25 protein-coding genes and 2 pseudogenes are annotated in these 24,956 nt (G+C 61.4%); 12 read left to right on the top strand and 15 right to left on the bottom strand.

Annotated elements, in window-relative coordinates; all coding sequences use genetic code 11:
- Positions 1–7 precede the first annotated feature (7 nt).
- Entirely contained in the window at positions 8–994 is a 987-nt protein-coding gene (locus tag CAF92_RS00795; RefSeq protein WP_230385682.1) for a LysR family transcriptional regulator, read from the bottom strand.
- 303 nt (positions 995–1,297) lie between these two features.
- On the opposite strand from CAF92_RS00795, the gene CAF92_RS00790 reads away from it, so the two are divergent.
- Complete coding sequence (locus CAF92_RS00790) at positions 1,298–1,771, top strand: OsmC family protein (RefSeq protein ID WP_085598482.1); 474 nt, start codon at positions 1,298–1,300, stop codon at positions 1,769–1,771.
- A 468-nt stretch (positions 1,772–2,239) separates the two neighbouring features.
- Here the strand turns inward: CAF92_RS00790 and CAF92_RS00785 are convergent, their stop codons facing one another.
- The 3 genes from CAF92_RS00785 to CAF92_RS00775 all read right to left on the bottom strand — a co-directional run bounded on the left by CAF92_RS00785 (position 2,240) and on the right by CAF92_RS00775 (position 3,979).
- Entirely contained in the window at positions 2,240–2,689 is a 450-nt protein-coding gene (locus tag CAF92_RS00785; protein WP_012314951.1) for a carboxymuconolactone decarboxylase family protein, read from the bottom strand.
- A gap of 111 nt (positions 2,690–2,800) precedes the next feature.
- A complete protein-coding gene (locus tag CAF92_RS00780; RefSeq protein ID WP_085598480.1) occupies positions 2,801–3,466 on the bottom strand; it encodes an FMN-dependent NADH-azoreductase in 666 nt (221 codons plus the stop codon).
- A gap of 30 nt (positions 3,467–3,496) precedes the next feature.
- Entirely contained in the window at positions 3,497–3,979 is a 483-nt protein-coding gene (locus CAF92_RS00775; RefSeq protein WP_084296589.1) for a GNAT family N-acetyltransferase, read from the bottom strand.
- A 90-nt stretch (positions 3,980–4,069) separates the two neighbouring features.
- On the opposite strand from CAF92_RS00775, the gene CAF92_RS00770 reads away from it, so the two are divergent.
- Positions 4,070–5,506, top strand: a complete 1,437-nt coding sequence (locus tag CAF92_RS00770; RefSeq protein ID WP_085598478.1) for a PLP-dependent aminotransferase family protein — start codon at positions 4,070–4,072, stop codon at positions 5,504–5,506.
- On the opposite strand, the gene CAF92_RS00765 is transcribed toward CAF92_RS00770, so the two are convergent.
- Positions 5,499–5,978 (bottom strand): carboxymuconolactone decarboxylase family protein, encoded by a 480-nt coding sequence (locus tag CAF92_RS00765; RefSeq protein WP_012314955.1) that lies wholly within the window; start codon positions 5,976–5,978, stop codon positions 5,499–5,501. The two genes, CAF92_RS00770 and CAF92_RS00765, sit on opposite strands and share 8 nt — an antisense overlap.
- A gap of 405 nt (positions 5,979–6,383) precedes the next feature.
- Positions 6,384–7,784 carry an amino acid permease gene (locus CAF92_RS00760; protein ID WP_046613774.1) on the bottom strand — a complete coding sequence of 467 codons (1,401 nt, stop codon included), beginning with the start codon at positions 7,782–7,784 and terminating at the stop codon, positions 6,384–6,386.
- Between the two features lie 345 nt (positions 7,785–8,129).
- On the opposite strand from CAF92_RS00760, the gene CAF92_RS00755 reads away from it, so the two are divergent.
- The 5 genes from CAF92_RS00755 to CAF92_RS00735 all read left to right on the top strand — a co-directional run bounded on the left by CAF92_RS00755 (position 8,130) and on the right by CAF92_RS00735 (position 12,544).
- Entirely contained in the window at positions 8,130–9,551 is a 1,422-nt protein-coding gene (locus CAF92_RS00755) for a PLP-dependent aminotransferase family protein (protein ID WP_085598476.1), read from the top strand.
- A 7-nt stretch (positions 9,552–9,558) separates the two neighbouring features.
- Positions 9,559–10,803 (top strand): FAD-binding oxidoreductase, encoded by a 1,245-nt coding sequence (locus CAF92_RS00750; protein WP_085598474.1) that lies wholly within the window; start codon positions 9,559–9,561, stop codon positions 10,801–10,803.
- 17 nt (positions 10,804–10,820) lie between these two features.
- Positions 10,821–11,171 (top strand): RidA family protein, encoded by a 351-nt coding sequence (locus tag CAF92_RS00745; protein ID WP_085598472.1) that lies wholly within the window; start codon positions 10,821–10,823, stop codon positions 11,169–11,171.
- Between the two features lie 222 nt (positions 11,172–11,393).
- Positions 11,394–11,945 (top strand): GNAT family N-acetyltransferase, encoded by a 552-nt coding sequence (locus CAF92_RS00740; protein ID WP_085598470.1) that lies wholly within the window; start codon positions 11,394–11,396, stop codon positions 11,943–11,945.
- 107 nt (positions 11,946–12,052) lie between these two features.
- A complete protein-coding gene (locus tag CAF92_RS00735) occupies positions 12,053–12,544 on the top strand; it encodes a GNAT family N-acetyltransferase (RefSeq protein WP_085598468.1) in 492 nt (163 codons plus the stop codon).
- 68 nt (positions 12,545–12,612) lie between these two features.
- On the opposite strand, the pseudogene CAF92_RS27755 reads toward CAF92_RS00735, so the two are convergent.
- Positions 12,613–12,756, bottom strand: a pseudogene (locus CAF92_RS27755) (ABC transporter substrate-binding protein); the annotation flags it as partial.
- Positions 12,747–13,164, bottom strand: a pseudogene (locus CAF92_RS00730) (aliphatic sulfonates ABC transporter substrate-binding protein); the annotation flags it as partial. The pseudogenes CAF92_RS00730 and CAF92_RS27755, both read right to left, overlap by 10 nt.
- A gap of 198 nt (positions 13,165–13,362) precedes the next feature.
- Here CAF92_RS00730 and CAF92_RS00725 point away from each other — a divergent pair.
- Entirely contained in the window at positions 13,363–14,253 is an 891-nt protein-coding gene (locus tag CAF92_RS00725; RefSeq protein ID WP_085598466.1) for a LysR family transcriptional regulator, read from the top strand.
- A 143-nt stretch (positions 14,254–14,396) separates the two neighbouring features.
- Here the strand turns inward: CAF92_RS00725 and chrA are convergent, their stop codons facing one another.
- Together chrA and CAF92_RS00715 are read right to left on the bottom strand one after the other, a co-directional pair.
- Positions 14,397–15,767, bottom strand: a complete 1,371-nt coding sequence (gene chrA / locus CAF92_RS00720; RefSeq protein WP_085598464.1) for a chromate efflux transporter — start codon at positions 15,765–15,767, stop codon at positions 14,397–14,399.
- Positions 15,760–16,701 (bottom strand): chromate resistance protein ChrB domain-containing protein, encoded by a 942-nt coding sequence (locus CAF92_RS00715; protein WP_085598462.1) that lies wholly within the window; start codon positions 16,699–16,701, stop codon positions 15,760–15,762. The genes chrA and CAF92_RS00715 overlap by 8 nt, the downstream gene beginning before the upstream one ends.
- Positions 16,702–17,125: 424 nt before the next feature.
- On the opposite strand from CAF92_RS00715, the gene CAF92_RS00710 reads away from it, so the two are divergent.
- The 4 genes from CAF92_RS00710 to CAF92_RS00695 are packed head-to-tail and all read left to right on the top strand — an operon-like array spanning position 17,126 to position 21,022.
- Positions 17,126–18,535, top strand: a complete 1,410-nt coding sequence (locus CAF92_RS00710) for a circularly permuted type 2 ATP-grasp protein (RefSeq protein ID WP_046613782.1) — start codon at positions 17,126–17,128, stop codon at positions 18,533–18,535.
- Between the two features lie 3 nt (positions 18,536–18,538).
- A complete protein-coding gene (locus CAF92_RS00705) occupies positions 18,539–19,489 on the top strand; it encodes an alpha-E domain-containing protein (RefSeq protein WP_015270105.1) in 951 nt (316 codons plus the stop codon).
- On the top strand, positions 19,486–20,265 hold the full coding sequence (locus CAF92_RS00700) for a transglutaminase family protein (protein WP_085598460.1): 780 nt from the start codon (positions 19,486–19,488) through the stop codon (positions 20,263–20,265). Before CAF92_RS00705 ends, CAF92_RS00700 begins: the two co-directional genes overlap by 4 nt.
- A 37-nt stretch (positions 20,266–20,302) precedes the next feature.
- Positions 20,303–21,022 (top strand): proteasome-type protease, encoded by a 720-nt coding sequence (locus CAF92_RS00695; protein WP_046613784.1) that lies wholly within the window; start codon positions 20,303–20,305, stop codon positions 21,020–21,022.
- A 78-nt stretch (positions 21,023–21,100) separates the two neighbouring features.
- On the opposite strand, the gene aroE is transcribed toward CAF92_RS00695, so the two are convergent.
- From aroE to CAF92_RS00670, 5 genes are read right to left on the bottom strand one after another with little or no spacing between them, the layout of a single operon-like run.
- Positions 21,101–21,919: a shikimate dehydrogenase gene (aroE, locus tag CAF92_RS00690; protein WP_085598458.1), complete on the bottom strand. Its 819-nt coding sequence runs from the start codon at positions 21,917–21,919 to the stop codon at positions 21,101–21,103.
- On the bottom strand, positions 21,916–23,148 hold the full coding sequence (locus tag CAF92_RS00685) for a CaiB/BaiF CoA-transferase family protein (RefSeq protein ID WP_046613786.1): 1,233 nt from the start codon (positions 23,146–23,148) through the stop codon (positions 21,916–21,918). The genes aroE and CAF92_RS00685 overlap by 4 nt, the downstream gene beginning before the upstream one ends.
- Positions 23,145–23,600, bottom strand: a complete 456-nt coding sequence (locus CAF92_RS00680) for a MaoC family dehydratase (RefSeq protein ID WP_046613787.1) — start codon at positions 23,598–23,600, stop codon at positions 23,145–23,147. Before CAF92_RS00680 ends, CAF92_RS00685 begins: the two co-directional genes overlap by 4 nt.
- Positions 23,597–23,995, bottom strand: a complete 399-nt coding sequence (locus CAF92_RS00675; protein WP_085598456.1) for a VOC family protein — start codon at positions 23,993–23,995, stop codon at positions 23,597–23,599. Before CAF92_RS00675 ends, CAF92_RS00680 begins: the two co-directional genes overlap by 4 nt.
- Positions 23,992–24,939 carry a ketopantoate reductase family protein gene (locus tag CAF92_RS00670; protein WP_085598454.1) on the bottom strand — a complete coding sequence of 316 codons (948 nt, stop codon included), beginning with the start codon at positions 24,937–24,939 and terminating at the stop codon, positions 23,992–23,994. Before CAF92_RS00670 ends, CAF92_RS00675 begins: the two co-directional genes overlap by 4 nt.
- Positions 24,940–24,956: the final 17 nt, after the last annotated feature.

Genomic DNA, 24,956 nt, shown 5'->3' with positions numbered 1-24,956 from the left:
GTTTCCGCTATGAAACCGGGATGGCCCGCTGACCTTCGACCAGCGGTTTGAGGTCGGCCACGGCAGCGGCGCAGAACGTCATGAATGCTTTCACCCGCCAGGATTTCCTGATGTCCTGGTGGGTAAGCAACCATAGCTCATCCTGAAGCTCCTGAACTACTTGGCCTGCCCGAACCAATCCTGGGGTAATGTCGCCCAGCATGCAGGGGAGGAAGCCAAAACCGAGACCTGCTGCAATAGCCGCGCTCGCAGCCGCCACGGAATCGGTGCGGTAGGAGATGAACTCAGAGGGCACCCGACATTCGACGTAGCTCGTTGCCTTCAATCCGCACAGGCCTCCCGAGTAGGATACCCACGACTGCCCCTCAGCGAAGGGGTCGGCAATCGCTGCCTGCTTGACGCTGCGATACGGCGCCCAGGCGATGTTGGCGAGCTTGCGACCCACTAGGGTATCTGCCGGTTTTTTGGTCGCACGTATCGCAATGTCCGACTCGTCCCTCGCCAAACTCAACGTCTGGTTTCCGACTAATACCTCAACGGTGATCCCCTCATTGAGGGCTTTGAAGTCCGCGATGATCGGCGTTAGAAAGTACAGCAGCAGCGAGTCGCTGGTGGTGATTCGCAGTTTCCCCAGCGGGCCTTGGCCGGCGCGAGAAACCCTGCGGGTGACACTGACGATGTCCAGTTCAACGCGCTCGGCCAGTGCACGCAGTTCGGCACCCTCGGCAGTCAGCAGATACCCCGCCTTACGATGATCGAACAGCGCGACCCCAAGCGTCTTCTCAACCTGCGCGACCCGGCGCGAGACGGTGGACACATTGATGCCAAGCTTCTTGGCCGTGGCCGCGCGGTTGCTACAGTCACTCAGCGTTTTGATGATACGCAAGTCGTCCCAGGAAAGCTGGCTTACAGCTTCTCCGGCATCCCATTTCGGTCCATTAGAATTCGATTGGGTCAGCGAGACACTTCCAGTTGAAGGCTTCACGAAAATCATTCCAGATGAGGAGGAGCAATGATACGAGAAGGGGATTAGTCTGCCCACCATTCTGGGAGTAAGTCACACTCATTCAATCCGAGACATATGCCAGCTTATTTTGAACGCAGTCAATCGCGAGCGTCCGCCTTCGACCCATAACAGACATTGATAGCTGTCCTCTTCCCGGTTCGTTGCTTGTGCACAACTTTCTCATGCACCGCTAAAAATGCAGGGCTAGTGGAAAACCATCCAGGGAGTGCACAATAACTGTGCCCAAGCGGCGCGGAGTTTTTCTGGCCATCTTTCGTCAAAGGAGTGAGCATGAAAGAACACAGTTACGCTGTCGCCGTAAATTGGATAGGCAACACGGGTGATGGTACTGCCAGCTACACGGCTTACCAAAGAGACTTCAATGTGGAAGCTCCAGGCAAAACACCTATCCTGGGCTCCGCCGACCCTGCCTTTCGCGGAAATCCCGAACGCTGGAACCCGGAAGACATGTTGCTGGCCTCTATCTCGGCCTGTCACAAGCTTTGGTATCTTCATCTGTGCGCAGTCAACAAGGTGAACGTACTGGAATACGTCGACCACCCGATGGGCCGGATGGTTGAAGCTGATGGCCAGCGCAAAGGCCATTTCAAGAGCGCAGAGTTAAGGCCTCAGGTCATGATCAGCAACGAATCGGATCTGGATCTGGCAAAACGTCTCCATGACGATGCTCACCATGAGTGTTTTATTGCCAATTCGGTCAACTTCCCCATCACATGCAGTGCTGCTGTCAAGCATCGAAACTAGATCCTTTGCGCGCACTGGCTGCGGCTCTGACCTGATCGTCCGGTACTCAATTCCCGGCCTCTGGGCGCGAATAGTATTAAGGCGAGTGTCCATTACGGGGTCGCGGTAGGGATGGCAGTTACCTGCCACCCCCGCACAGATCCGTACGCGCGGAACTACCGCATACGGCTCCTGCCTTGGGTGCGTGACGCGAAGCGATCCTCAGGATACGGGTGTGCATTCTTTGGGCTCGGTATTTAGTGATCTGTGTGCTTCTCGGGAATAGAGCGACTACGTTCGTAATCGATAGCGTTGACCCGTGGAGTGCATGTTGCCGCAGTGGGTCGAAAGCGGCCAGGCGCGAATGACCGCCTTCGACCCATAGCGGTCGTTCGGAAAGGGCAGCAATTGGCCTGAAGCAGACGGTACGCGATAGGAGCGAGGTGCCGTCTTCGAAGTATTACCTCTCCAGGCCGAGTCACTAGGTCATCAAGCCCTAGCCGCAGGTTTGAGTCGGAAGCTGACGCCCATACGGTTGAACGCATTCATTGCGGCAATCGCCGCTGTCAGGTCAACAAGATCCTTTTCTGCAAACATCGCCGATGCGGCTGCATAAGCTTCGTCGGATACCTGTGTCTCGCTTACCCTGGTGACTTCTTCCGCCCAAGCCAGTGCTGAGCGCTCCTGATCCGAGAACAAATATTGCGCTTCATGCCATACCGGCACTAACAGCACCTTGTCCACTGACATACCTGCTTTGATCAGATCGCGTGAGTGAAGATCAATGCAATGAGCGCAGCCGTTGATTTGAGACACTCTGAGAAACACGAGGTGGATCAACGAGGCTGGCAAATTTGTCGCGGTGGTCACGAAATGATGCAGGCCGCCGAGGGCCTTAGCTGCACCAGGCGAAGCTTCAAACCAATTGAGACGATTCATGATTTCTTTTCCTTTGTATGAGCGATGAAGAGCGTGGCCGCTTGTTGGCATACGGCCCAGTTGAGATGCAAACCTAAACGCTTGGAGTAGATGTCGGCCCTGAAGCGGACTTTAGACTTGATCCACTCGACGGCTATGCCTAACAAAGTACGCCTGCACATCACCGTACCCTGTTGCCCTTCCAGTATTCAGTGACTCCCCCCCCTTGGCGGTACCCTCAACGGTGAAGTAATGCACCTGAGTGAGACCGATGGTGGCAAGGACGGCGGACAGGTAGGGGCGCAGAAAGTCCGGTTGACGGGCCTGTGGGCCGCTGATATAGCCCCCGCTAGCGATTGCGACGTAAACCGGACGATCCGTCAGATTTCCGACTTTGCCTTCGGCGGTGCCCAAAAACGTTTTGCCCACGCGTACCACGTGGTCGATCCACATCTTGAGTGGGGCGGGCACGCTATAGTTGTGCATCGGCGTGGCAATCAGCAGTACGTCGCATGCCTGTAGTTGGTCGATCAACTCGTCGGAACGGCTCAACGTACCCTTCTGACCGCTTGCTATGACTACGCGCTGATTGGCCAACGCCTGGGCGTAAGGCGAATCAACTGGGGCCAAGGTGTTGAGGTCTAAATCGGTCAACTGGATACCCCTTCTACCGGCCTGACTGGCCAAGGCAAATAGGATCTGCTGGGACAGCTTCAGACTTTCCGAAGCCTCTGCATTGGGGCTGGTGACCAGGCGAAGAATGCGCAAAGGAGCAAGTGGCTGTTGGGACGATGTCATGAGGTTTGCCTCCTTGGATGTGCATGCGGGTTATGGAGTATCGAACTGTTTTTGAAAGCGCAGTGCACCCGTCAACAGGCCTTCACGGAAGTAGAAACGTTGCGCGCGGGCGTTGGACAAACCCGTGTCGAGCACCAGGCGTGCACAACCGCTGGCGCGGGCCAGTCGCTCCAAGGCTTGCAATAAGCGCGACCCCCACTGACCTCCCCGCTGAGCCTCGGCGGTTACAAGGTCATCGACATACAGGAATGCGCCGTAGACCAGGTTTTCCTGTAAGCGGTAACCAGCCAGTGCCACAAGAACGCCTGAGTCATAAGCGCCAATCAGGCGATAGCCTTCAACACGCATACGCTCGATCCGGCTGACGAAGTCGGCTTCGCTCGTCAGATGAGGGCGCAATTGCTGCATTACCGGGAATGCGCTGCACAGGTCATGGGTACTGTCCAGGGGACGCAGGGCCGTGTCGGCCAGGTCGAGCACGCTGGGTATGAAGTTGTGCAAAGGGAATGTCATGGGAGGCGCCCTCATGAGTAGGTGATGGCGCTATATTGGACTACCATTGACCCACTTGATTGAGCCAAGAAATGGGATATGAACTAGGCCATGATGACCTCCACCAAGCCGCCTTTTGCTCCCTTGGAAGAGCAGTCCGCCTTGCCCCTGTATCGTCAACTGTACGACCGCGTGCTGGCCGCCGTTGCCGCTGGCACGTTGTCCCCCGGTGACCGCTTGCCGTCGGCGCGCGCCATGGCTAAGGAGCTGGGGGTGGCCCGTGGCACCGTCGAACTGGCCTATTCGCTGCTGGCCAGCGAGGGGTACCTCCTGGCGCTCGGGCAGAAAGGCACCGTAATCAATCCTGAACTGCAGAAGTCCGTGTCGGCGGCCACCGCATTACCAGTCAGCAGCCAAGTGATCGAAGACGCACCTGATTCGCTCTGGCGTCCACCGCAGCTGTTGCCGTTCCAGATGGGGGTACCGGCGCTGGATGCATTTCCGCGCAAGATATGGGCGCGTCTCGGTGCTCGGTACCTACGCGGGATGCGTCTGGGAGATCTGGACTATCCGGCACCCCACGGCCTGGCAGCGTTGCGCAGCGCCATTGCCTCGTATGTGCAGGTGTCCCGAGGTATCGATTGCGGTGCCCATCAAGTGTTTATCACCAGCGGTTGGCGCAATAGCCTGTCGTTAGTCGCACATACCTTGTTGCAGCCAGGCGAGTGCGCCTGGGTGGAAGACCCGGGCTATCCTACTACGCGCCAGGTGCTTCGCCAGTTCGGCCTGGAGCTGGAAGCGGTGCCGGTTGATGCCGAAGGCATGAACGTAGAACACGCCATCGCGGGTTCTCGGGCTGCTCAGGTCGTCATGGTGACACCAGGGCATCAGAGCCCGCTGTCGATGGCACTGTCGCTGCCACGCCGACAACTGCTACTCGATTGGGCTGCCCGCACCGGTGGCTGGATTGTCGAGGACGATTACGACGGCGAGTACCGCTACGTCAGCCGTCCACTTCCAGCGCTGGCCAGCTTGGATCGCCATGGGCGCGTGCTGTATGCCGGCACCTTCAGCAAGGTGCTGTTTCCCGGTATTCGTCTGGCTTATCTGGTGGTGCCACAGGCGCAGGTGGCAGCGTTCGAGCGCGTCGGCCGGGCCTTGTTTGCTGCCGGGTCACCGTCAATTACCCAGGCTTTGGTGGCGGAGTTCGTTGCCGAGGGACACTTCGCTCGGCATATCCAACGCATGCGCCGCCTCTACAACGAGCGACGGGCATTGACCATCGAAGCACTGGAGCGGAGTTTACCGAAGGGTATGCAGGTGGAACGCTCGCCAGGCGGCATGCACCTGGTACTGCGTTTGCCGGAGGACGTAAGTGACACCGCCCTGGCCGAGCAGGTGCTGGCAAGGGGCATGTCGATACAAGCATTGTCGCGCTGGGCTGCCTCATCGCAGCGTCAGTCAGGTCTGCTCCTGAGTTTTACCAACTGCGCCACGACTGCTCCAGGCGAGCAGCTTGGCGCGTTGATCAGCAAGTTACTCAGTTGAGGTTGGCCTTGTTCAGGCCGAACAGTTCATCGGACGAGCCCGGGATCGCCTGGAAAGCCACATTGAGGCGATTCCAGCCATTGATGGCGACGATCAGGAACGACAAATCCGACAGCTCCTGCTCGGAAAACTGCTCACGCGCACTCGCATACAGGCTGTTGGAGATACCATGAGGCGGCAGTTGGGTCAGGGCTTCAGTCCACTCCAGCGCCGCCCGCTCTGCTGGCGAAAACAGCTGTGACTCACGCCAGACGGCCACGTGGTGAAGACGCAGCTCGCGCTCGCCATGGATCTTGGCCTCTTTCACATGCATATCCACGCAGAACGAACAGCCGTTGAGCTGCGAAGCGCGCAACATGATCAGGTGGGCGAGATCGGCCAGTAGCGGCTTCTTGCTCAGTTGCAGGGTGAGCTCCACCAGTTTGTTGGACGCTTGGGGAGACAGTTTGAAGTAATCAAGGCGGTTGTTCATGGGTAGTTGCTCGTAGTGGGTGGAGGTTGATGGAGCCCACTGTAGCAACGCTTGGAATAGCCCCACAGGGCCAAGATAGTAGCTTCGAACTAGGCCATATCTGTATCGAAGTGCGCCATGATCACCTATCGAGCGATAGGGTCGAAGGGGCGCAATAGGCAGTTTATTGGCCTCCGCGAATGGCCGCAATGGGTCGTTAGCTGCCGGTCGGGGATGACCGCTGTCGACCAATGCGGACACTGATCCAAAGCTCTGTAGTCAGTGCAGGCCCATCGCCGGCAAGCCAGCTCCCACAGGAATATCAACAATCTCCAGGCATGCGATGTATTTGTGGAAACCGCGCTTGCCAATGACGCTTCATGAGAAAACCCCGCCAGTTGGCGGGGTTTCGATCCGACGGTGCGATTATGCAACGCGCGTATCACGCGGCCCGGCGTGCAACCGGCGCTTGCGCACCAACAGATGCGCCGCCGAAACCACCGCCAGGCTGACCAGGCTGGCAAGCAATTGCGTGCGCAGCCCTTCCTGGAACGCCATGGCCACAAGCACCCCGACGATGGCGGCGATAACCGCGTAGGACAGACCAGGGAACAGCCACATGCGCAGCGTCAGGCGCTGTGGCGCTTCGCGCTCCAGTTGACGGCGCAGCCGCACTTGAGCGACCGCGATGGCCAGGTAGACAAACAACATGATGGCGCCCGAGGCGTTCACCAGGAAAAGGAAAACACCTTGCGGTGACGCGATCGCTGCGGCGATGGCAATGTAGCCAATCACACTGCTCAGCAATACCGCCAAGCGCGGTACCCGGTGCCCGGTCAGTTGCGACAATGCGGCCGGCGCATCGCCACGCTCGCTGAGGCCGAACAGAATGCGCGAAGACACATACAACCCGGAGTTCAGCGCCGACAGCACGGCAACCAGAACCACGGCCTCCATGATCAGCGTCGCACCCGGTACATGCATGACTTCCATGGCGGTGACGAAAGGTGAATGCCCTGCCTCGATACTGCCCCAGGGCACGATACAGACGATCAGCAGAATGGAGACGACGTAGAACGTGATCACCCGAAAGATCACCGAGCGGGTCATCGCAGCGACACTCTTGGAAGGGTCATCCGATTCGGCTGCAGCGATGGTAGCGATTTCTGCGCCGCCCACCGCGAAGATCACTGTTGGCACGCCGGCGAGCACGGCGCTGATGCCGTAAGGCATGAAGCCGCGGTCGTTGACCAGGTTGTCCAGCAAGGCGCCGGTGCTAGGCGCCCACCCGAACAGATAGGCACAACCCAGGCCAATGAACACGATGATGGCGAACACCTTGAGTGATGCGAACCAGTACTCGAACTCGCCATAGGACTTCACCGACAGACAATTGATGGCGGTCATGATTGCCAACAGGCTCAGGCCGATGGCCCAGGCGGGCAGCGGAATCCATTGCTTCAATATGTCGGCTCCAACCACCGCCTCCACCGCCACGACAATGACCCAGAAGTACCAGTACAACCAGCCACTGGTGAAACCGACCCAATTGCCCAGCCCCAGTCGCGCGTACTCGGTAAACGATCCAACGCCCGGTATCGCCACCGCCATTTCACCGAGCATGCGCATGACCAGCATCACCACGATGCCGGCGGCAAGATAACTGAGAAACGCTGCGGGGCCGATCGCGCCAATGGTTGCACTGCTGCCAACGAACAGGCCGGCACCAATGATGCCGCCCAGCGAAATCATGGTGATGTGCCGCTGGCGCAAGGCGCCACTCAGCCGGCGTTCACGCGGTTCATCCAGCTTCAGCGAATTGCTCATGGGTGCACCTCCTGATCCTGCGTGTTGCCGTACAAGCTAGCCTCGCCGAACGAGACATCGGGTGATGAAATGTGATGCGACGCCGGATATTCTGGGCGCCTGCCGTGGCCCCCTGGAGCCGGAAGCAATGCAAGCGGGCTGCGCGCCAGGCTGTGGAACGGCTGATCTGTCATGGCGAATTCCTACCGTAGGGGTTCGTATTATTGTAATGCATGACAAGCAGTACAATTCGAAGCTATCAACCCATATATGTCTTGTCAATATCGTTTGTCATGGGTAAGAATACAGGACAAGCCCAGCTGTTATCCTGCTACGCGCAGGATAAGCACAAGGAAAAATCAGGCCATGAGCCCATTCAAAGAGCTACTTGCTGCCCTAAAGACGGATACCCTGCTGCAGCGCGACAGCGCCGAAACACTCTACGCGCAACTGGCCTCCTCCCTTGCCGAAGCCATTCGCAGTGGCGCCCTGCGTCCGGGCGAACGTCTTCCACCCCATCGCGAGCTGGCCGGCGAACTGGGCATCAACATCACCACCGTGACCCGCGCCATGGCCGTGCTGCAGGAGCAAGGCCTGGTCGAGAGTCGCCCAGGCCGGGGCACCCAGGTCGCGGTGCCGCGCCAGGTACAGGTGCAGTTCCAGTCGGCGCCAAGCGATGCCCCCGGCATGATCGACCTCAGCGTCAACCGCCCCGCTACCGATGCCTACACCCAGGCTCTGGCCACCCTCCTGCCGCGTCTGGCCAGCGACCCGCGCTTTACCGGGATGAAGGAGTATCACCCCTCCGAAGGCATGCCCTGGGCGCGAGAAGCCGCGGCGACCTGGTTGCGTTCACTGGATGTACCCGCTCAAGCCAGCAATGTGGTGATCACCGAGGGGGCCCAGCACGGCATCGCCTGCATCCTGCGCGCCATGACAGTGGCAGGTGACACCGTGTTGGCCGACAGCATTACCTATCAAGGCATCAACGCCCTGTGCCGGTCATTGGGGCTGAACCTGGTTGGCGTAGAGGGGGATGAGCGGGGCATGAACCCTCAAGCCCTGGGCGAGGCTATCGCGACCTACGCGCCACGGGTGCTGTTCCTCGTGCCGTCGATCCACAACCCGACCGCCATCACCCTCGACGCGCAACGTCGCGCGGACCTTCTTGAAGTACTTGCACCACACGACGACCTCTGGCTGATCGAGGACGATGTCTATCGCCCGTTGCTCGAGCACAGGGACGAGACATTCATGTTGCGCCGCCCTGCGCGAACGTTCTATGTCACCGCCCTCTCCAAATGCATCGCACCGGGCCTGCGCATCGGCTTCGTCGTCGCGCCGCCCGAACAGCTGCAGAACATCGCCACCACCTTGCGCATCGACTGCTGGAGCATTTCGCCGCTTAACGCGCTGATCGCGACACGCTTGATCGAGGATCGCGTCAGCGAGGCACTGATTGCCCATCAGCGCGAGGAGTTGCGCGAACGCCAGGCCTTGCTCGCAGAGCACCTCAAGGGCCTGCACTACCAGGCCAGCGATGTTGGCACACATGCCTGGCTGCAGCTGCCTGAACCTTGGAGCGCGTCACGTTTCGCCCGCCTTTGCCGGGAGCATGGCGTCGGGCTACTGCCCGGCGGGGCGTTCAGCTTGCGCCATGACCAGTCGCCCAATGCGGTGCGCATCAACCTTTCCGCGGCCAAGTCTCGCGCGCAGCTCGTCCAGGCCCTGGATGTCGTTGCCCGTTTCGCGCAGCAAGGCCATTTGCATATGTTCGACAGGGTCTGAAGCCTAGATGAAGATGCCAGAGCGTTGTGAAGTCGCTGTAATTGGTGCCGGTGCGGTCGGCGTTGCCACTGCCTTGTGGCTGCGCCGCCAGGGTTACCATGTGGTGTTGCTGGAGCGCGATGCGGTCGCTGCAGGTGCCTCCTATGGCAATGCGGGCACATTTGCGCCCTATGGCTGCATGCCTATCGCACAACCTGGCCTGCTGCGCGACATACCACGCCTGCTCTTCTCGGCGGACTCGCCGTTTGTGGTGCGGTGGTCTCGCTTGCCGCGTTTGATGCCCTGGCTTGCCCGCTTCCTGAATCAGTGCCGGCCTCATCATTTCCAGCGCAACGCGACGGCCCTTGCACAATTGCTGCAACACACCTACGAGGGGTATGCACCACTGCTGGATGAGGCGCCTGTAGCCGCAAAGCACTTGCGCCATAAAGGCTGCATCTATGCCTACTCCAGCCTGGACAGCCTGCGTGGCGCCGAAGTCGGTTATGCGCTGCGTGACCGCTTCGGCATCCCTCAACAGCGCTTGAGTCGCGACGAACTCGAAGCACTTGAGCCCGCACTTGCCGGCAAGACGGTAGGCGGCATCCTCTTCCCCAAATCTTCCCATCTGGATGATCCAAAGCGCTTCTTCGAGGACTTGGCAGCGCCACTGCTGCTCGATGGCACCCTGTGTTTCAGCACCGTGCAGCGCCTTGTTCGACGCAGCAATGCACTGCAACTGGACTGCGCCGATGGCCACAGCCTGCTCGCCGAACGCGTGGTGCTGTGCGGCGGAGCCTGGTCTGCCGCCCTCGCGCAGCAACTGGGCGATCGCATCCCGCTGGATACCGAGCGTGGCTACCATATCGAGTTCGACCTGGAGGATACCTTGCTCGAACGCCCCTGCTGCCCGGTCGAAAGCGCCTTCTACATGACCCCCATGGCGGGTCGCCTGCGCGTGGCCGGCACCGTGGAGCTGGGTTCGATCAATGACCCAGCCAACCCCAGGCGCTACGAGTACCTGGAGCAACGGGTACGGCGCGTGCTTGGCCTTCGCCAGCCAGTGGCGAGGCGCTGGCTGGGCTTTCGCCCGTCGCTGCCGGACTCGCTACCGGTCATTGGCGTCTCGCCGAACGAACCGCGCCTGATTCACGCCTTTGGTCATCAGCACCTTGGCTTGACACTGGCGGGAGTAACAGGGCAACTGGTAAGCCAACTCATCGAAGGAACAGCGCCTGCATGGCTAGACGCGTTTTCCTCACGCCGTTTCTGACCCAAGGAGATTGACCCATGACCATTCAACGCAAACAGATCGACCCGCGCATGAGCCAGATCGTGATCCACCGCGACACCGTCTATCTTGCCGGCCAGGTCGGCGAGACCGGCCAGACGGTGGCGGAACAGACCCGAGAAGCCCTGGCGCGGGTCGATGCACTGCTCGATGAGGCCGGCACCACTCGCCAGCACCTGCTTCAGGCCATTATCTGGTTGGCCGACATGGCAGACTTTGACGAGATGAATACCGTATGGGATGCCTGGGTACCCAGCGGCCATGCACCGGCGCGAGCCTGCGGCGAGGCGAAGCTGGCAGATCCGCAGCTGCTGGTGGAAGTGATCATTACCGCTGCCGTTCCCCAGTAGTGTCACGTGGCGCCGGGCTTATGACGAGCCCGGATGGCCACCGAAAGGCTCAAGTTTCGGAAAAGCCCTGTTGCCAGTGCAGGCCTCATCGCCGGCAAGCCAGCTCTCACAGGAATATGACCAGCCTTCAGGCATGCGCTGTACCTGTGGGAGCCGCGCTTGCCGACGATGGGTCGATAACAGATTGAAAGCCCTCCGCAAGGATGCCCAGGAACGAATGCCATGGATCGCCTTCCGACACTGCTCACCGATCGCCTTGTCCTCACGCCACTCCAGTTGAAGGATGCCCCCTTCATTCAGAAGTTGTTTCCGCAATGGGAGGTAGTGCGCTATCTGGATCGTCGTGTTCCATGGCCATATCCAGAAGATGGTGCGCTGGTATATGTACGCGATGTCGCCCTGCCAGCCATGGCAGCGTGTCGTGAATGGCATTGGATGATCCGCAGGCGCGACGATGCCGAGTGCATCCTTGGCAGCATCAGTTTGTTTGAGCAGCCGGGTAACAACAGAGGCTTCTGGCTTGCACCGCAGTGGTGGGGAAAAGGCTATATGCGCGAAGCATGCCGGGTCATCAACGCGTATTGGTTCGAGACATTGTCGCGGCCGGTCATGCAGGTTCCCAAAGCGGTTGCCAACCACACTTCACGCAGGGTCTCGGAGCATGAGGGTATGCGTATGGTCGGCGTACGAGAAGGTGATTTTGTCTGCGGGCCGATGCGCGTCGAAATATGGGAGATGACACGAGCTGAATGGTTTGCCAAGGTCGATCGTTAGCCATTGGTTCTTTTGGCCCGGCGGGCATTGAACCAAGCCATTGCAAACAGGCCTGAAGGTGCCATAGGCTGCCTTCTCCTGAATCGGCCACCGACACTGGATAAACGATGAGCGAACTACAAGGATGCGGAGAGTTTTCAGGCTTGGCCTGCCGCCCGGTCGGGCCCGCTGACGCAGAAATGATCTGCTCGCATCGCCAGGAGATGTTTCTTGAGGCAGGTGGCGATCCTGAAAAACTGCAAGTCATGACTCAGCACTTTCGGCCATGGTTGGAGGAGCGGCTTGCTGACGGTCGGTACTACGGTTTCAAGCTCCTGGATGGCGACCAAGCGATCGCAGCCATTGGCCTGATGAGTATTGATTGGCCTCCCCATCCATCGCACCCGACCCTGGACAAGCGTGGGTACGTGCTGAATGTGTTCGTCCAGCCGGCCTACCGCCGCCGTGGCCTGGCTTCAGCCTTGATGCAGGCAGCCGACGCCGAGTTCGCCCGCCGAGGCATCACCTTCGCTGTCCTGCACGCCACCGAGACGGGTAAACCTGTCTACGAGCAAACCGGTTGGACTGGAACCTCGGAAATGGCCAAATCCATTAGTTGATAGTGACCGCTTTCGCCTGAAAGCGGACATTGAAAAGAAGATAGAACAAACCAGACAGACTACCCACGCTAGTCTGCAACCGGCTCATACAAGCTCACCGCCTTGGCATCCACCGCCTTGGGCAATAACCCTTCGCGGTAGAACGCATCGGCGATGCGCTGCTGCTCGGCCAGGTTCTCCGGCTTCACAGGCTGCACGTCGTAGCTACGCCGGCGTCCACCGGCCCGAGGAAGCGGAACTCAACATCCTTCTCGCTCAAGCCGACCTGATCCAGTGCCTTGAGGGCCAGATGATGGCCGATCGACCCGCGACCGGTGGCGATGCGCTTGCCTTTGAGCTCGGCCGCGCTGTGCAGCTGCGCATCAGGACGCACCAGCAGCGCCGATTATGCCGGCATCGATCGCCCCGGCATTGAGCGCCTCGGCCAGCGGCGCGGCAGCGGGGAACTCGACCCAGTGGATGTCGTAAGGCAGGTCGCGCAAGGCGCCTGCGGCTTCCAGCTGGGCGCGCATGTTGCCCTTCTGGTCGACGATGCGCAGGGTCAGGCGCTCAGCGGCGCCGGCCTGACTGGCCAGCAGCAGGGCCGCGGCCAGGGTCAGCAGCTTCGATCGGATGGACATGGCGTTGCTCGGTATTTGGGCAGGCAGCCTCATGCTACCCGTGCCAGGCGACTCCAGCGAGAACCATCAGATAAATTAAATTTATTTTAGTAACAACCTAATATGTGTTTTCATCTATAAAATTCGAACCGTTAGCATTACCCGTCAGGCAGATTATGCTAATGGCTCATTTTCCATCCGACCCTGTGAGCGCCAGTTATGAAAATCGATGATATGGACGCCTTCGTCGCGGTCATTCGTTGCCAGTCCACCAACCTCGCCGCCGAGGCCTTGCAACTGACGCAACCGGCGATTACCCGCCGGGTGCAGAACTTCGAGGAAGACCTCGGCGCCACCCTGCTCGACCGCAACACCAAGCCGCTCAAGCCCACCCCCATGGGCCTGCGGGTTTACGAGCAGTGCAAGGCGATCCTGCGCGAGATCGACTCGCTGCGCGAACTGGTGGCCAACGATGGCGCCCCTTCTGGCACCGTGCGCCTGGGTGTGCCGCAGACCTTGGGTGACGTGGTGCTGCTAGATGCGCTGGCGCAGATTCGCGAGGCCTACCCGCAATTGCGCACCCAGGTCAGCAGCGGTTGGGGCAGCAGCCTCATCGCGCGCATGGAAAACGCCGAACTGGACGCAGCCGCCGCGCTGTTCCCACCGGGCAAGATCTTCCCGGAAGGCATCGCCAGCCGTTCGATCGCACGCATGTCGCTGAAAGTGGTAGCTGCCAAGGGCAGCGTCACCAAGCGCAGCTACAAGCTCAAGGACTGCTACACCCGTGGCTGGGTGCTCAACCCCGATGGCTGTGGTTTCCGCGCCGGCCTGCAGCGGGCGCTGAGCGAACAGGGCCTGAGCCTGTCGATCAACCTGGAAACCTTCGGCACCGAGTTGCAACTGGGCCTGGTCGCCAATGGCCAGGGCCTGGGTCTGGTGCCCGAACCACTATTGCAGGCCAGCCACCACCGCGATGCGCTGGATGTGATCAACGTCAGTGATTTCAAGCCGCAGGTAGACCTGTGGCTGTTCCATCCACGTTACCTGGGCAACCTGCAGGAACCCGTCGAGCTTTTCGGCGCGGTGGCTGGGCACAGGCTCTTGGGTTGACCAGGCAGGGGCGCCTGGCGCCCCGCCAAGGGATACGGGGTGTACTCGCCCTATGGCTTTACCGGCGGGTATTACTTCGGGCGGGTGACCTACACCTTCTGAATCATGGAAAGCCGGCCGACGATGTCGGCCGGCAACCGGTATCAACCTCGCAACATATGGGCCGCCACGCCGGCCAGGGCGCAGCTGAACAGTACCTGGATCACGCCACGCTTGAAGCGGAACAGCGCCACGGCGGCCGCAATGGCGATCAACGCGGAAGGCCAGTCGAACGCCCCACTGAAACCCTTTGGCCAGAGCACGTGGTAGCCGAAGAACATGGCAAGGTTCAGGATCACCCCCACGACTGCGGCCGTGATACCCGTCAGTGGTGCGGTGAACTTCATCTCGTTGTGGGTCGATTCCACCAACGGGCCACCGGCGAGGATGAACAGGAACGACGGCAGGAAGGTGAACCAGGTGACGAGGCTCGCCGCGACTGCACCAGCCAGGAACGGGTGTTGCTCACCGAACATCGGATGCACGTAGCCACCGACGAAGCCGACGAAGGCCACCACCATGATCAATGGACCTGGCGTGGTTTCTCCCAAGGCAAGGCCATCGATCATCTGGGTGGGTGACAGCCAGCCGTAATGCCCGACGGCGCCCTGATACACATAGGGCAGGACGGCGTAGGCGCCACCGAAGGTCAAAAGTGCGGCCTTGGTGAAGAACCAGCCCATTTGCGTCAGGGTGCCGGCCCAGCCAAACGCCAGCGTCAGCAGCCCCATGGGCAAGGTCCACAGTACTGCGCCGATCAGCACCAGGCGCAGCAAATGCCCCACCCGAAAACGCGCATGCTCAGGCGCAGGGGTGTCATCATCGATCAGGGCCGGGCCGTAGCTGTTCCTGGCAGCCCCATGACCGCCACCGATCACGAATTTGCCTGGCGCTAAGCGACCGCCCACATAGCCTGCGATGCCGGCAACCAGCACGATCAACGGGAACGGTACATCGAGGGCAAAGATGGCCACGAACGACGCTGCGGCCATGGCCCACAGCCAGCCGTTCTTCAGCGCGCGCGAGCCGATCCGGTGCGCCGCGTGGACGACGATGGCCGTGACTGCAGGCTTGATGCCGTAGAAAATCCCCGCCACCACAGGGACCTCGCCAAAGGCAATGTAAACCCAGGACAAGCCAATCAGGATGAACAGCGAGGGCAATACGAACAACACGCCGGCAATCACGCCCCCCCAGGAGCGGTGCATGAGCCAGCCGATGTAGGTGGCCAGCTGCTGTGCCTCGGGGCCTGGCAACAACATGCAGTAGTTCAGCGCGTGCAGGAACCGCTTCTCGCTGATCCAGCGCCGACGCTCGACCAATTCCTGGTGCATGATCGAAATCTGCCCGGCGGGCCCACCAAAACTGATGAAGCCCAGCTTGAGCCAGAACAGGAATGCTTCGAACAGTCCGATCGGCCGCTGAACCGCTTGCGATGGTGGCTGTTCGCCCACTGCGGAGGTGCTATCAACCATTTGGGGTTTCCTCACTTGCGAAAGCCGTCAGCAGGCCATCGAAGATGCCCCCGACGACCGTTGTCAGTTGATCGTCATCGCCAATGCCTTGTCTCAAGCCCGCGAGGACACGTTCGATGCCTGGCGCTTCCGAGGGCTGGTTGCCTCCCACATCCAGGTAGTGAATGACTGCGGCCAAGCGTGCCAGGCCCGGCTGCTGTATGGCAAAGCTCTCGATGAGGGTCTCGAAGGACACCCGCTGGCCGACATGGCTGAACCTGGCCCCATCAAAATCGAAGCCCAGCGCATCGTCCGGGCAGTCTTCAGGCCTGTCCAGCCAGATGAATCGAGCGTCGGCATCGATGAAGCGACGAATCAACCAGGCACATGCCAACCGATCCACCCATGGGCGCTTGCGGGTGGCCCAAAGGCGACCCTGGTAATCGTTGCGTTCCAGTCGGGTGATCGCCTCGTCGTGGGCACTCGGCTCATCGCAAGACAGTGCGCGGCCAATCGCGGCCTCGAGCTCTTGCAGCGCCGCATCGGCTTGCGCCTTGGGCTCGCCCGGGAAAAAATCGGTTGACGCCAACTGGCTGAAGGCCTTTCTGAGCTTGCGCACCTGCCGTGCGGTCTGCAGCGCATTCTCTGGCGCCAACTCGGCCCTGCAGCCTGCAATTTCTTCCATCAGCCTGGCGTACTCGTCGCTCCTGTCGAACAGGCTGCTGAAGCGCTCTTCACGCTCAGGCAGCGACAGGAGAAATGCCGTGCCGTTTATAGCCAGCACGTCTCGCTCGACTGCTGCGAAAACCTCCCGGCCTGCACATTGTTCGGGCAGCAGGTAAACACCATCCCTCAGCACTGCGGCTCCTGAGGCCTTCAGGCTTCTCCAGGCACGCATGCGCTCGGTGGCATTGGCCGTCGGCAATCCGAGGATCAGTAGCGACCAGTCGACCATGTAGATTACTCAACATTAAATGTTTGTATCTCTACATTAAACAGAAACTGTGGAAAATCAACAGGCTCGTGCCGAGGCGAGGATTGGCTTGCTCCAATTCGGGCCAAAAACTGCAGCTGGGTGCAGGACACGCCTTTTTTTGAGGCATGCCTGCAGGCCGCTCCAGTGCCCTGCACGCGGCTCAATCATTGTATGCGGCGATAAACCCCTACCATTTCAAAGCCTTAGCGCCCCATGGTTGCCATCCCGGAACTACGCCGGGCTTTCGGCACCTTCATTGCAACGGCTTCTGCGTGCACAACGCAGCAATTGATCGGATTCGAGGCTCGCCACAGACACAGCACCCACCTACCCGCAAGGCCGCACCCTGAAACACGTAGATGAACCGCAATGAAGCTGCCGGCAACGGCGGCAAGGAGTGGGTATGTCCCGGGCATTTTTCAATGAAATGTACGAAACGAACGGCAGTTGCCGCCCGCATTACCAGGAGTTCGCCCGCTGGTTGGCAAACACCCCGCTGGAGCTGCTGGAGCAACGGCGACGTGAAGCAGACCTGCTGTTTCACCGCGCCGGTATCACTTTCACCCTGTACGGTGACAAACAGGACACCGAGCGCCTGATCCCCTTTGACATCATCCCGCGCAGCATTCGTGCCAGTGAATGGCGCATGGTCGAGCGCGGCTGCATCCAGCGGGTGCACGCCCTGAACCTGTTCCTGCAGGACATCTACCACGACCAGCGCATCCTCAAGGCCGGCATCATCCCGCCGGAGCAGGTGCTGGCCAATGAAGGCTACCAGATCGCCATGCAGGGCCTGGGGCTGCACCGTGGGCTCTATGCCCACATCGCTGGGGTCGATCTGGTCCGCGACGGGGACGGCAGCTACTTCGTGCTGGAAGACAACCTGCGCACCCCCAGCGGGGTCAGCTACATGCTCGAAGACCGCAAGATGATGATGCGGCTGTTCCCCGAGCTGTTTGCCGCACAGCGGATCGCCCCGATCGACCACTACCCCAACCTGCTGCTGGACACGCTCAAGAGCGCCAGCCCACTGGACAACCCCACCGCCGTGCTGCTCACCCCTGGTCGCTTCAACAGTGCCTATTTCGAGCATGCCTTCCTGGCTCGGGAAATGGGTATCGAACTGGTGGAGGGCGCGGACCTGTTCATCCGCGACGAGCATGTCTACATGCGCACCACCGCCGGTCCACAACAGGTGGATGTGATCTATCGGCGCCTGGACGACGACTACCTCGACCCGCTGTCGTTCAACCCTGACTCGATGCTGGGCGTGCCGGGGCTGATCTCGGTGTACCGCGCCGGCAACGTGGTGCTGGCCAACGCGGTAGGCACCGGGGTGGCGGACGACAAGTCGATCTACCCCTTTGTCGACGACATGATCCGCTTCTATCTGGGCGAAGAGCCAGTGCTGAACAACGTCCCGACCTGGCAGTGCCGCAAGCCTGCAGAGCTTTCCCATGTCCTGGCCCACCTGCCCGAGCTGGTGGTCAAGGAAACCCAGGGCTCCGGTGGCTACGGCATGTTGGTCGGGCCAGCGGCCACCAGTGCGCAGATCGAGGACTTCCGCGCCCGCATCAAGGCCCGTCCGCACGCCTACATCGCCCAACCCACCCTGTGCCTTTCCACATGCCCGACCTTCGTTGACAACGGCATCGCCCCGCGCCACATCGACCTGCGCCCGTTCGTGCTGTCCGGCAGTGAAACGCGGCTGGTGCCAGGCGGCCTGACCCGGGTGGCCCTTCAGGAAGGCTCGCTGGTGGTCAACTCGTCGCAGGGCGGCGGTACCAAGGACACCTGGGTGGTGGAGGACTGAACCATGCTTTCGAGAACTGCTTCCGACCTGTACTGGATGTCGCGCTACCTGGAGCGCGCAGAAAACCTTGCGCGCATGCTCGAGGTGAGTTATTCGCTATCGCTGATGCCCCAGGCCGGCCGCAGTGACGGCCATGCCGAGCTGGCCATGTCACTGCTGGCATCCGGAACGCTGGACGACTACCGCCGCCGGCACACCGAACTCGACACCGAGCGCATGCTGCACTTCTTCGCCCTCGACGCGACCAACCCCGGCAGCATCTATTGCTGCCTGCAGGCGGCCAGGACCAATGCCCACGCAGTGCGTGGCCGCATCACCGCCGACATGTGGGAGAACATCAACGCTACCTGGATCGAGATGCGCAACATTGCCAGCAATGGCCTCGGCCGTTATGGCATCAGCCAGTTCTGCGACTGGGTCAAGGAACGCTCGCATCTGTTCCGCGGTGCGACCTCAGGCACCATCATGCGTAACGACGCGTACAGTTTCATCCGCCTGGGGACCTTCCTGGAGCGAGCCGACAACACCCTGCGCCTGCTCGATGCACGCTATGAAATGTTCGGTGAGGCCTCCGAGGAGGTCAGCGATGACTCCGCCCGTGGCTATTACCAATGGAGCGCGTTGCTGCGCGCGCTGACCTCCTACGAAGCCTTCAACGAACTCTATCGCGCCGCGCCCAGTGCACGGCCGGTATCGGAGCTGCTGTTGTTGCGGGTCGACGTGCCCCGCTCGCTGCATGCCTGTATCGAGGAACTGGACCAGATCCTCGCCAGCCTGCCCGGCAGCACCGGGCGCGCCGCCCAACGCATGGCCGCCGAACTCAACGCTCGCCTGCGCTACACCGCGATCGACGAAATTCTCGAAGCGGGGTTGCACCCGTGGTTGAGCGACTTCATCGGGCGCATCAATCAACTGGGCCAGGCGGTCCATCACTCCTATCTGGAGGTCGTATGAAACTGTCCATTCGCCACGACACTACCTACAGCTATGCCAGCGATGTGTGCAACAGCATCCAGTTCCTGCGCCTTACACCACGCAGCAGCGAGCGCCAGCGCATCAATGAATGGCAACTGGACCTGCCCTGCAAGGTCAAGGCCCAGATCGACCCCTATGGCAACATCCTGCATGTACTGACCCTGGACAAACCCCATGGCCACCTGGCGCTGACCGCCAGCGGCCAGGTGGAGATCGACCCGGAGCGCGAGCAGGAGGCCGGCGAACATTCCCCCCTGCCATTCCTGCGCGGCAGCCACCTGACCCAGGCCGATGACGCACTCAAGGCCTTCGCCAGCCGACATTGTGGCGAACACCGCGACCGGGCGGCGCTGATCGGGCTGATGCAAGGCCTGGCCGAGCACATGCCGTACAGCCCCGGCGCCACATCGGTGGGCACCACTGCCATCGAAGCGTTCAACGGCGCGGCCGGGGTTTGCCAGGACCATACCCACGCGTTCCTTGCCTGCGCACGCAGCCTGGGTATTCCGGCACGCTATGTCTCCGGCTACCTGTGCACCGAAGACGAGCAGCACCTGGCCAGCCATGCCTGGGCCGAGGCCTGGGTCGATGACGCCTGGTACAGCTTCGACATCACCAACCGCCTTGTTCGGCCAGAGCGTCACCTGAAGCTGGCAGTGGGCCTGGACTACCTCGATGCCTGCCCGGTCAGGGGCGTGCGCCGCGGGGGTGGCGCCGAATCGATGCAGGCCAGCGTGCACGTGCACCGCCAGTGACAGGCGCAGCACCCGTTCATAAAAAAAGGGAAACAGCATGACCTATTGTGTCGCCATGCACTTGGCGGACGGGCTTGTCTTCATCAGCGACTCTCGCACCAATGCGGGCATCGACCAGATCGCCAGCTTTGCCAAGTTGTTCGTGTTCGGCGTGCCGGGGGAGCGCCTGATCGTGCTGCAGACCGCCGGCAACCTGGCGACCTCGCAATCGGTGGTGAACCTGCTCCAGCAACGCACACGGGGCCCCGGCCCCCACCTGCTGAACGTTGCCACGCTCTACGATGCAACGGTACTGGTCGCAGATACACTGCGTGAAGTGGTCAGCCGTGATCGCAGCAAGCTGTCGGCCGGAATCGACTTGAGCAGTTCGTTCATTGTCGGCGGCCAGATAGCCGGTGGCCCCATGGGCATATACAACGTCTATGCCCAGGGCAATTTCTTCCAGGCCACGCCGGACACCCCGTTCCTGCAACTGGGCGAGAGCAAGTATGGGCGGCCGATTCTCGATCGCAACCTTGGCTACCATATGCCACTCGACGAAGCGTTGCGCTGTGGTCTGATCTCGTTCGACTCGACCATTCGCAGCAACCTGTCGGTGGGCATGCCATTGGACCTGCTGGTGTATCAGAAGGACAGCCTGGAAATACCGAAACGCCAGCGCATCACCAGCGACGATGCCTATTACGAGCAGATACGCAGGCAGTGGAGCGACGGGCTGAGAAGGCTGTTGGCCGAACTGCCTGCGCCGCCCTACTGATTGGCAGGGTCCCTGTGGGCTGCGCTGTCGCGTAAAGAACTCAATTCGAAAGCGACCGCTGCCACAGGGGCCGTGATCCTACTTGAGGGGAATGGTCAGGCGATCGATCACTGCCCGAGTTTCTGGCCGCACCCCGCGCCACCAGGCGAAAGCCTCCGCCGCCTGCTCGACCAGCATGCCGACGCCATCGGCCAGGCGCGCCACACCCTGCGCCTGGGCCATGCGCAGGAACGGCGTCAGGCCTTTGCCATACGCCAGCTCGTAAGCCAGCCGCGTCTCGCCCAGCACGCCCTCGGGCAGTGGCGGCAGCTCGCCGGTTAGGCTCGCGGAGGTGGCGTTGACCACGATGTCGAAGGACTGTCCCTCCAGCTCCTCATAACGGCTGATGCGCAGCCTCGGATGATCCACTTCGTTGCGCAAGGTGAGCGCCTTGGACATGTCACGGTTGGCGAGTACCAGCTCGCTCGGCCCTGCCTGCAGGAACGGCAGCAACGCACCACGCACCGCGCCACCGGCGCCGAGCAACAGTACCCGTCGATTGCCCAGCGGTTCACCGAGGTTTTCCTCGATATCCCGCAACAAGCCAATGCCGTCGAAGTTCTCGGCAACGATATGGCCATCCTCGAACTTCAGTGCATTGGCCGCCCGCGCCAGCTGGGCGGCCTCGCTGCGCTGGTCAGCCAGCTCGAAGGCACGCAACTTGAACGGCGCGGTGATGTTCATGCCCAACCCGCCCTCATCGCGAAACTGCAGCACCTGGGCCTCGAAGCCCTCGAGTTCGCCCTCGATGGCGCCGTACTCCAGGCACTGGCCACTGGCCTGGGCGAACAGGCCATGAATCAACGGGGACTTGGTGTGGTTGATCGGTCGGCCGATCACTGCATAGCGGTCGCTCATCGGGCATCTCCGTGGGTGAACAGCACACCGTCTGCTTGCATGGCGGTGATTTCTTCAGGGCTGAAACCTAGGCCGGCGGCCACTTCGGCATTGTGCTGACCGAGGTCCGGGGCCACCTGGTGGATCGTGGTATCGCAGTCGGAAAAGCGGAACGGCAGGTTGGGCAGGCGCAAGGTACCGTAGCGCGGGTGCTGCTGCTCGATGACCATGTTGCGCGCCTGGATCTGCGGGTCGGCCACGACTTCGTCGATGCGCTGCACCTTGGCGCTGGGGATGTCGATGGCATCGAGCAACTGCAGGATATCGGCTACCCGGCGCGCACCGACCCAGTCACGCACCACGGCCAGGATCGCCTGCCGATGGGTGTTGCGACCATTGAGGCTGTGGTAGCGGTTGTCACTGCCGAACCCGGGCGGGCCACCGTTGGCCTCGAGCATCGCGGCAAAGCGCTTCCAGGCGTCGTCTACCTGGGCGGCGATCACGAGGTCGCCATCGGCCGCGCGAAACACGCCATACAGGGTGGAGGTGGGCATGTCATGGCCGGTCTGCTCGGGCAGGACGGTGCCGTCGGACAAGGTGTAGCACTGCACCGCGTATTCATGCATCGACACCAGCGTGTCGTACAGGGCCATGTCGATGTGCTGGCCACGACCACTGCTCACCCGGCCCAGTAGCGCCGCATTGATCGCCGCCACGGCATGAATGCCGGTGTACATGTCGCCCAGGGAAATGCGCAGCAACGGCGGCGCTTCGCCTGGCACGCCGACCATCTGCATGATCCCGCTCTTGGCCTCGGCAATCAGCCCGAAACCGGCGCGGTGGGCATCCGGCCCGGTATGGCCGTACGCGGAGATGGAGCAGTACACCAGTCGCGGGTTGCGCGTCGACAGCTCTGCATAGCCCAGGCCCAGTTTGTCCAGGGCGCCGGGGCGATAGTTTTCGACGAACACATCGGCCGAGTCGGTCAGGCGTTGCATGAACGCCTTGCCACGCGGGTCCTTCATGTTCACGCTGACGCCCTGCTTGCCCATGTTCAGCTGCAGGAAGTAACCACTCTGCTGTTCATCAAGGGTAAACGCGTGCTGGCGGCCGGCATCGCCGCTGCCCGGCCGTTCGACCTTGATCACCTCGGCGCCCAGTGCTGCCAGGCAGCGGCCCACATAGGGCCCGGCCAGGAAGTGGCTATAGTCGATGACGCGGATACCCGCCAATGGCAATGCCTGGCTCATGCCTGCACCCTCCTCGGCACCATCAGCCGGTGCTCGCCACGCTGCACGACTTCGCCGTGCTGGTTGATCAGCTCCGACGGCAAGACCACGATGCCCCAGCCCGGTCGGCTGTTGCTCGGGCGCATCGCCCCCACGCGCATGCGCACGTGCAGCACATCATCGACCTTGATCGGCAGCACGAAGTCCCACGTCCAGCCCAGCGACATGCCCGGTACAAAGCGGTATTCGCACTGGGTCTTCAGGCCGTCGGCGATCGACAGGCCGAACAGACCATGGGCAACCAGGCAGCCGAAGTGGCTAGCGTTGGCATACGCCTCGTCGACATGCACCGGGGTATGGTCGCCGGTGAGCTCGGCGTAGGCCAGGATGCGTTCGCGCGTCACGGTATAGGTGGGGCTGATGCATTCATCGCCCTCACGGGCATCGTCCCAGTATTTTTCAACCACGCTCATGCCACCACCTCTGCACGTGGGTCGATGGCCAGAGCCTGGGCGACGCATTTCGCCGGCACTGCCTGAATGAACTCGACCGCCAGGCCGTCAGGCAGGCGCAGCCAGTTGCGGCCCTGGGGCATTTCGCTGACGCCGAAGCGCTGTGCGGCGGCCAGGGCAGCTTCGAGGTCCTCGCACATGATGCCCAGGTGTGCCATGCGCCCTTCCGGCCCGGCAAAGTCCGGCTGGTGTATGAACTGCAGGCCACCGAGGGTCCAGTACTGCGCAGGCTGCTCGACGTCGCCCTGTATTTCACGCATGGTCATGCCGCACACCTCGCTGAAGAAGCGGATGTGCCACTGGATGTCCCGCACCCAGAACGCAACGTGTTCAAGGTAGGCTTTTGGCTGGCTCATGGATTACTTCCCTTCTGCTGATCGGCCATGGCGCGCTCGATACCCTTGATGCAGGCAACCAGGGTCGCGTTGACCGGCGTAGCCACGCCATGGCGCTGGCCCCAGCGCACGACGGAGCCGTTGATGAAATCGATCTCGGTGACCGAGCCTTTTTCCAGGCTCTGCAGCATCGAGGTACGGAAGCTTGCCGGCAGGCCTTCAGCTGCCAGGCGCCACGCAGCGTCCGGGCTGGTGAGGTTCAGGCGGATGCCGGCACGCTCGGCGACGGCGATGGCCTCGCTCACCGCTGCCTTGGCGGTGCTTTCCAGCAGCGGCTCGCTGTACAGCTGGCCATAACTGAGCATGGTGATGCCGCTGAGCGCGCCTGTCGCGACGTTGACCAGCAGCTTGTCCCACATGGTGCCGAGAATGTTGTCGCTGACCGTGGTGGCGAGCCCGGCGCCATTGAAGACCTCGGCAATGGCCTGCACACGGGAGGTCCGTTGGCCATCGAGCTCGCCGATGAAGGTGTGCTTGCCTGCTACACCGGCACGAATCGAACCCGGCGCCAGCAGCACGCCACCGACATAGGTCTTGCCGGCCAGTACCCGCTCACGCCCCACGGCCTCGGCCAGGATGTCTTCGTGGCCAAGACCGTTCTGCAGTGACAGCACCAGCGTCTGCGGCCCGATCAGCGCCTTGGCACCGGCAATCGCCTCGCTGGTGTGGAACGACTTGACCAGCACCACTACCAGGTCCGCCACGCCCACGGTTGCCGCATCGCAAGCCGCCCTAACCCGGACCTGCCGCTCGCCGCGCTCGTCCTGTACCCGCAGCCCGCGCAGGTTCATCGCCTCGACATGTGCCTGGCCACGATTCAACAGCCAGGTTTCGTGCCCCGCCTCGCTCAAGGCCGCACCAATGGCGCAACCCAGGGCGCCGGCGCCCAGAATGCAGATTTTCAAATCGCGGACCTCCTGTG

It is taken from the genome of Pseudomonas sp. B10(2017), assembly GCF_002113295.1.
Classification (GTDB): Bacteria; Pseudomonadota; Gammaproteobacteria; order Pseudomonadales; family Pseudomonadaceae; genus Aquipseudomonas; species Aquipseudomonas pudica.
The sequence above is the reverse complement of the archived record's forward strand: the minus strand, read 5'-3'. Positions and strand labels throughout refer to the sequence as shown.

Bases quoted from the DNA above. Each gene is read 5' to 3' on its own strand.
- CAF92_RS00795 (WP_230385682.1), bottom strand. From the start codon at position 994: ATGATTTTCGTGAAGCCTTCAACTGGAAGTGTCTCGCTGACCCAATCG.
- CAF92_RS00790 (WP_085598482.1), top strand. From the start codon at position 1,298: ATGAAAGAACACAGTTACGCTGTCGCCGTAAATTGGATAGGCAACACG.
- CAF92_RS00785 (WP_012314951.1), bottom strand. From the start codon at position 2,689: ATGAATCGTCTCAATTGGTTTGAAGCTTCGCCTGGTGCAGCTAAGGCC.
- CAF92_RS00780 (WP_085598480.1), bottom strand. From the start codon at position 3,466: ATGACATCGTCCCAACAGCCACTTGCTCCTTTGCGCATTCTTCGCCTG.
- CAF92_RS00775 (WP_084296589.1), bottom strand. From the start codon at position 3,979: ATGACATTCCCTTTGCACAACTTCATACCCAGCGTGCTCGACCTGGCC.
- CAF92_RS00770 (WP_085598478.1), top strand. From the start codon at position 4,070: ATGATGACCTCCACCAAGCCGCCTTTTGCTCCCTTGGAAGAGCAGTCC.
- CAF92_RS00765 (WP_012314955.1), bottom strand. From the start codon at position 5,978: ATGAACAACCGCCTTGATTACTTCAAACTGTCTCCCCAAGCGTCCAAC.
- CAF92_RS00760 (WP_046613774.1), bottom strand. From the start codon at position 7,784: ATGAGCAATTCGCTGAAGCTGGATGAACCGCGTGAACGCCGGCTGAGT.
- CAF92_RS00755 (WP_085598476.1), top strand. From the start codon at position 8,130: ATGAGCCCATTCAAAGAGCTACTTGCTGCCCTAAAGACGGATACCCTG.
- CAF92_RS00750 (WP_085598474.1), top strand. From the start codon at position 9,559: ATGAAGATGCCAGAGCGTTGTGAAGTCGCTGTAATTGGTGCCGGTGCG.
- CAF92_RS00745 (WP_085598472.1), top strand. From the start codon at position 10,821: ATGACCATTCAACGCAAACAGATCGACCCGCGCATGAGCCAGATCGTG.
- CAF92_RS00740 (WP_085598470.1), top strand. From the start codon at position 11,394: ATGGATCGCCTTCCGACACTGCTCACCGATCGCCTTGTCCTCACGCCA.
- CAF92_RS00735 (WP_085598468.1), top strand. From the start codon at position 12,053: ATGAGCGAACTACAAGGATGCGGAGAGTTTTCAGGCTTGGCCTGCCGC.
- CAF92_RS00725 (WP_085598466.1), top strand. From the start codon at position 13,363: ATGAAAATCGATGATATGGACGCCTTCGTCGCGGTCATTCGTTGCCAG.
- chrA (WP_085598464.1), bottom strand. From the start codon at position 15,767: ATGGTTGATAGCACCTCCGCAGTGGGCGAACAGCCACCATCGCAAGCG.
- CAF92_RS00715 (WP_085598462.1), bottom strand. From the start codon at position 16,701: ATGGTCGACTGGTCGCTACTGATCCTCGGATTGCCGACGGCCAATGCC.
- CAF92_RS00710 (WP_046613782.1), top strand. From the start codon at position 17,126: ATGTCCCGGGCATTTTTCAATGAAATGTACGAAACGAACGGCAGTTGC.
- CAF92_RS00705 (WP_015270105.1), top strand. From the start codon at position 18,539: ATGCTTTCGAGAACTGCTTCCGACCTGTACTGGATGTCGCGCTACCTG.
- CAF92_RS00700 (WP_085598460.1), top strand. From the start codon at position 19,486: ATGAAACTGTCCATTCGCCACGACACTACCTACAGCTATGCCAGCGAT.
- CAF92_RS00695 (WP_046613784.1), top strand. From the start codon at position 20,303: ATGACCTATTGTGTCGCCATGCACTTGGCGGACGGGCTTGTCTTCATC.
- aroE (WP_085598458.1), bottom strand. From the start codon at position 21,919: ATGAGCGACCGCTATGCAGTGATCGGCCGACCGATCAACCACACCAAG.
- CAF92_RS00685 (WP_046613786.1), bottom strand. From the start codon at position 23,148: ATGAGCCAGGCATTGCCATTGGCGGGTATCCGCGTCATCGACTATAGC.
- CAF92_RS00680 (WP_046613787.1), bottom strand. From the start codon at position 23,600: ATGAGCGTGGTTGAAAAATACTGGGACGATGCCCGTGAGGGCGATGAA.
- CAF92_RS00675 (WP_085598456.1), bottom strand. From the start codon at position 23,995: ATGAGCCAGCCAAAAGCCTACCTTGAACACGTTGCGTTCTGGGTGCGG.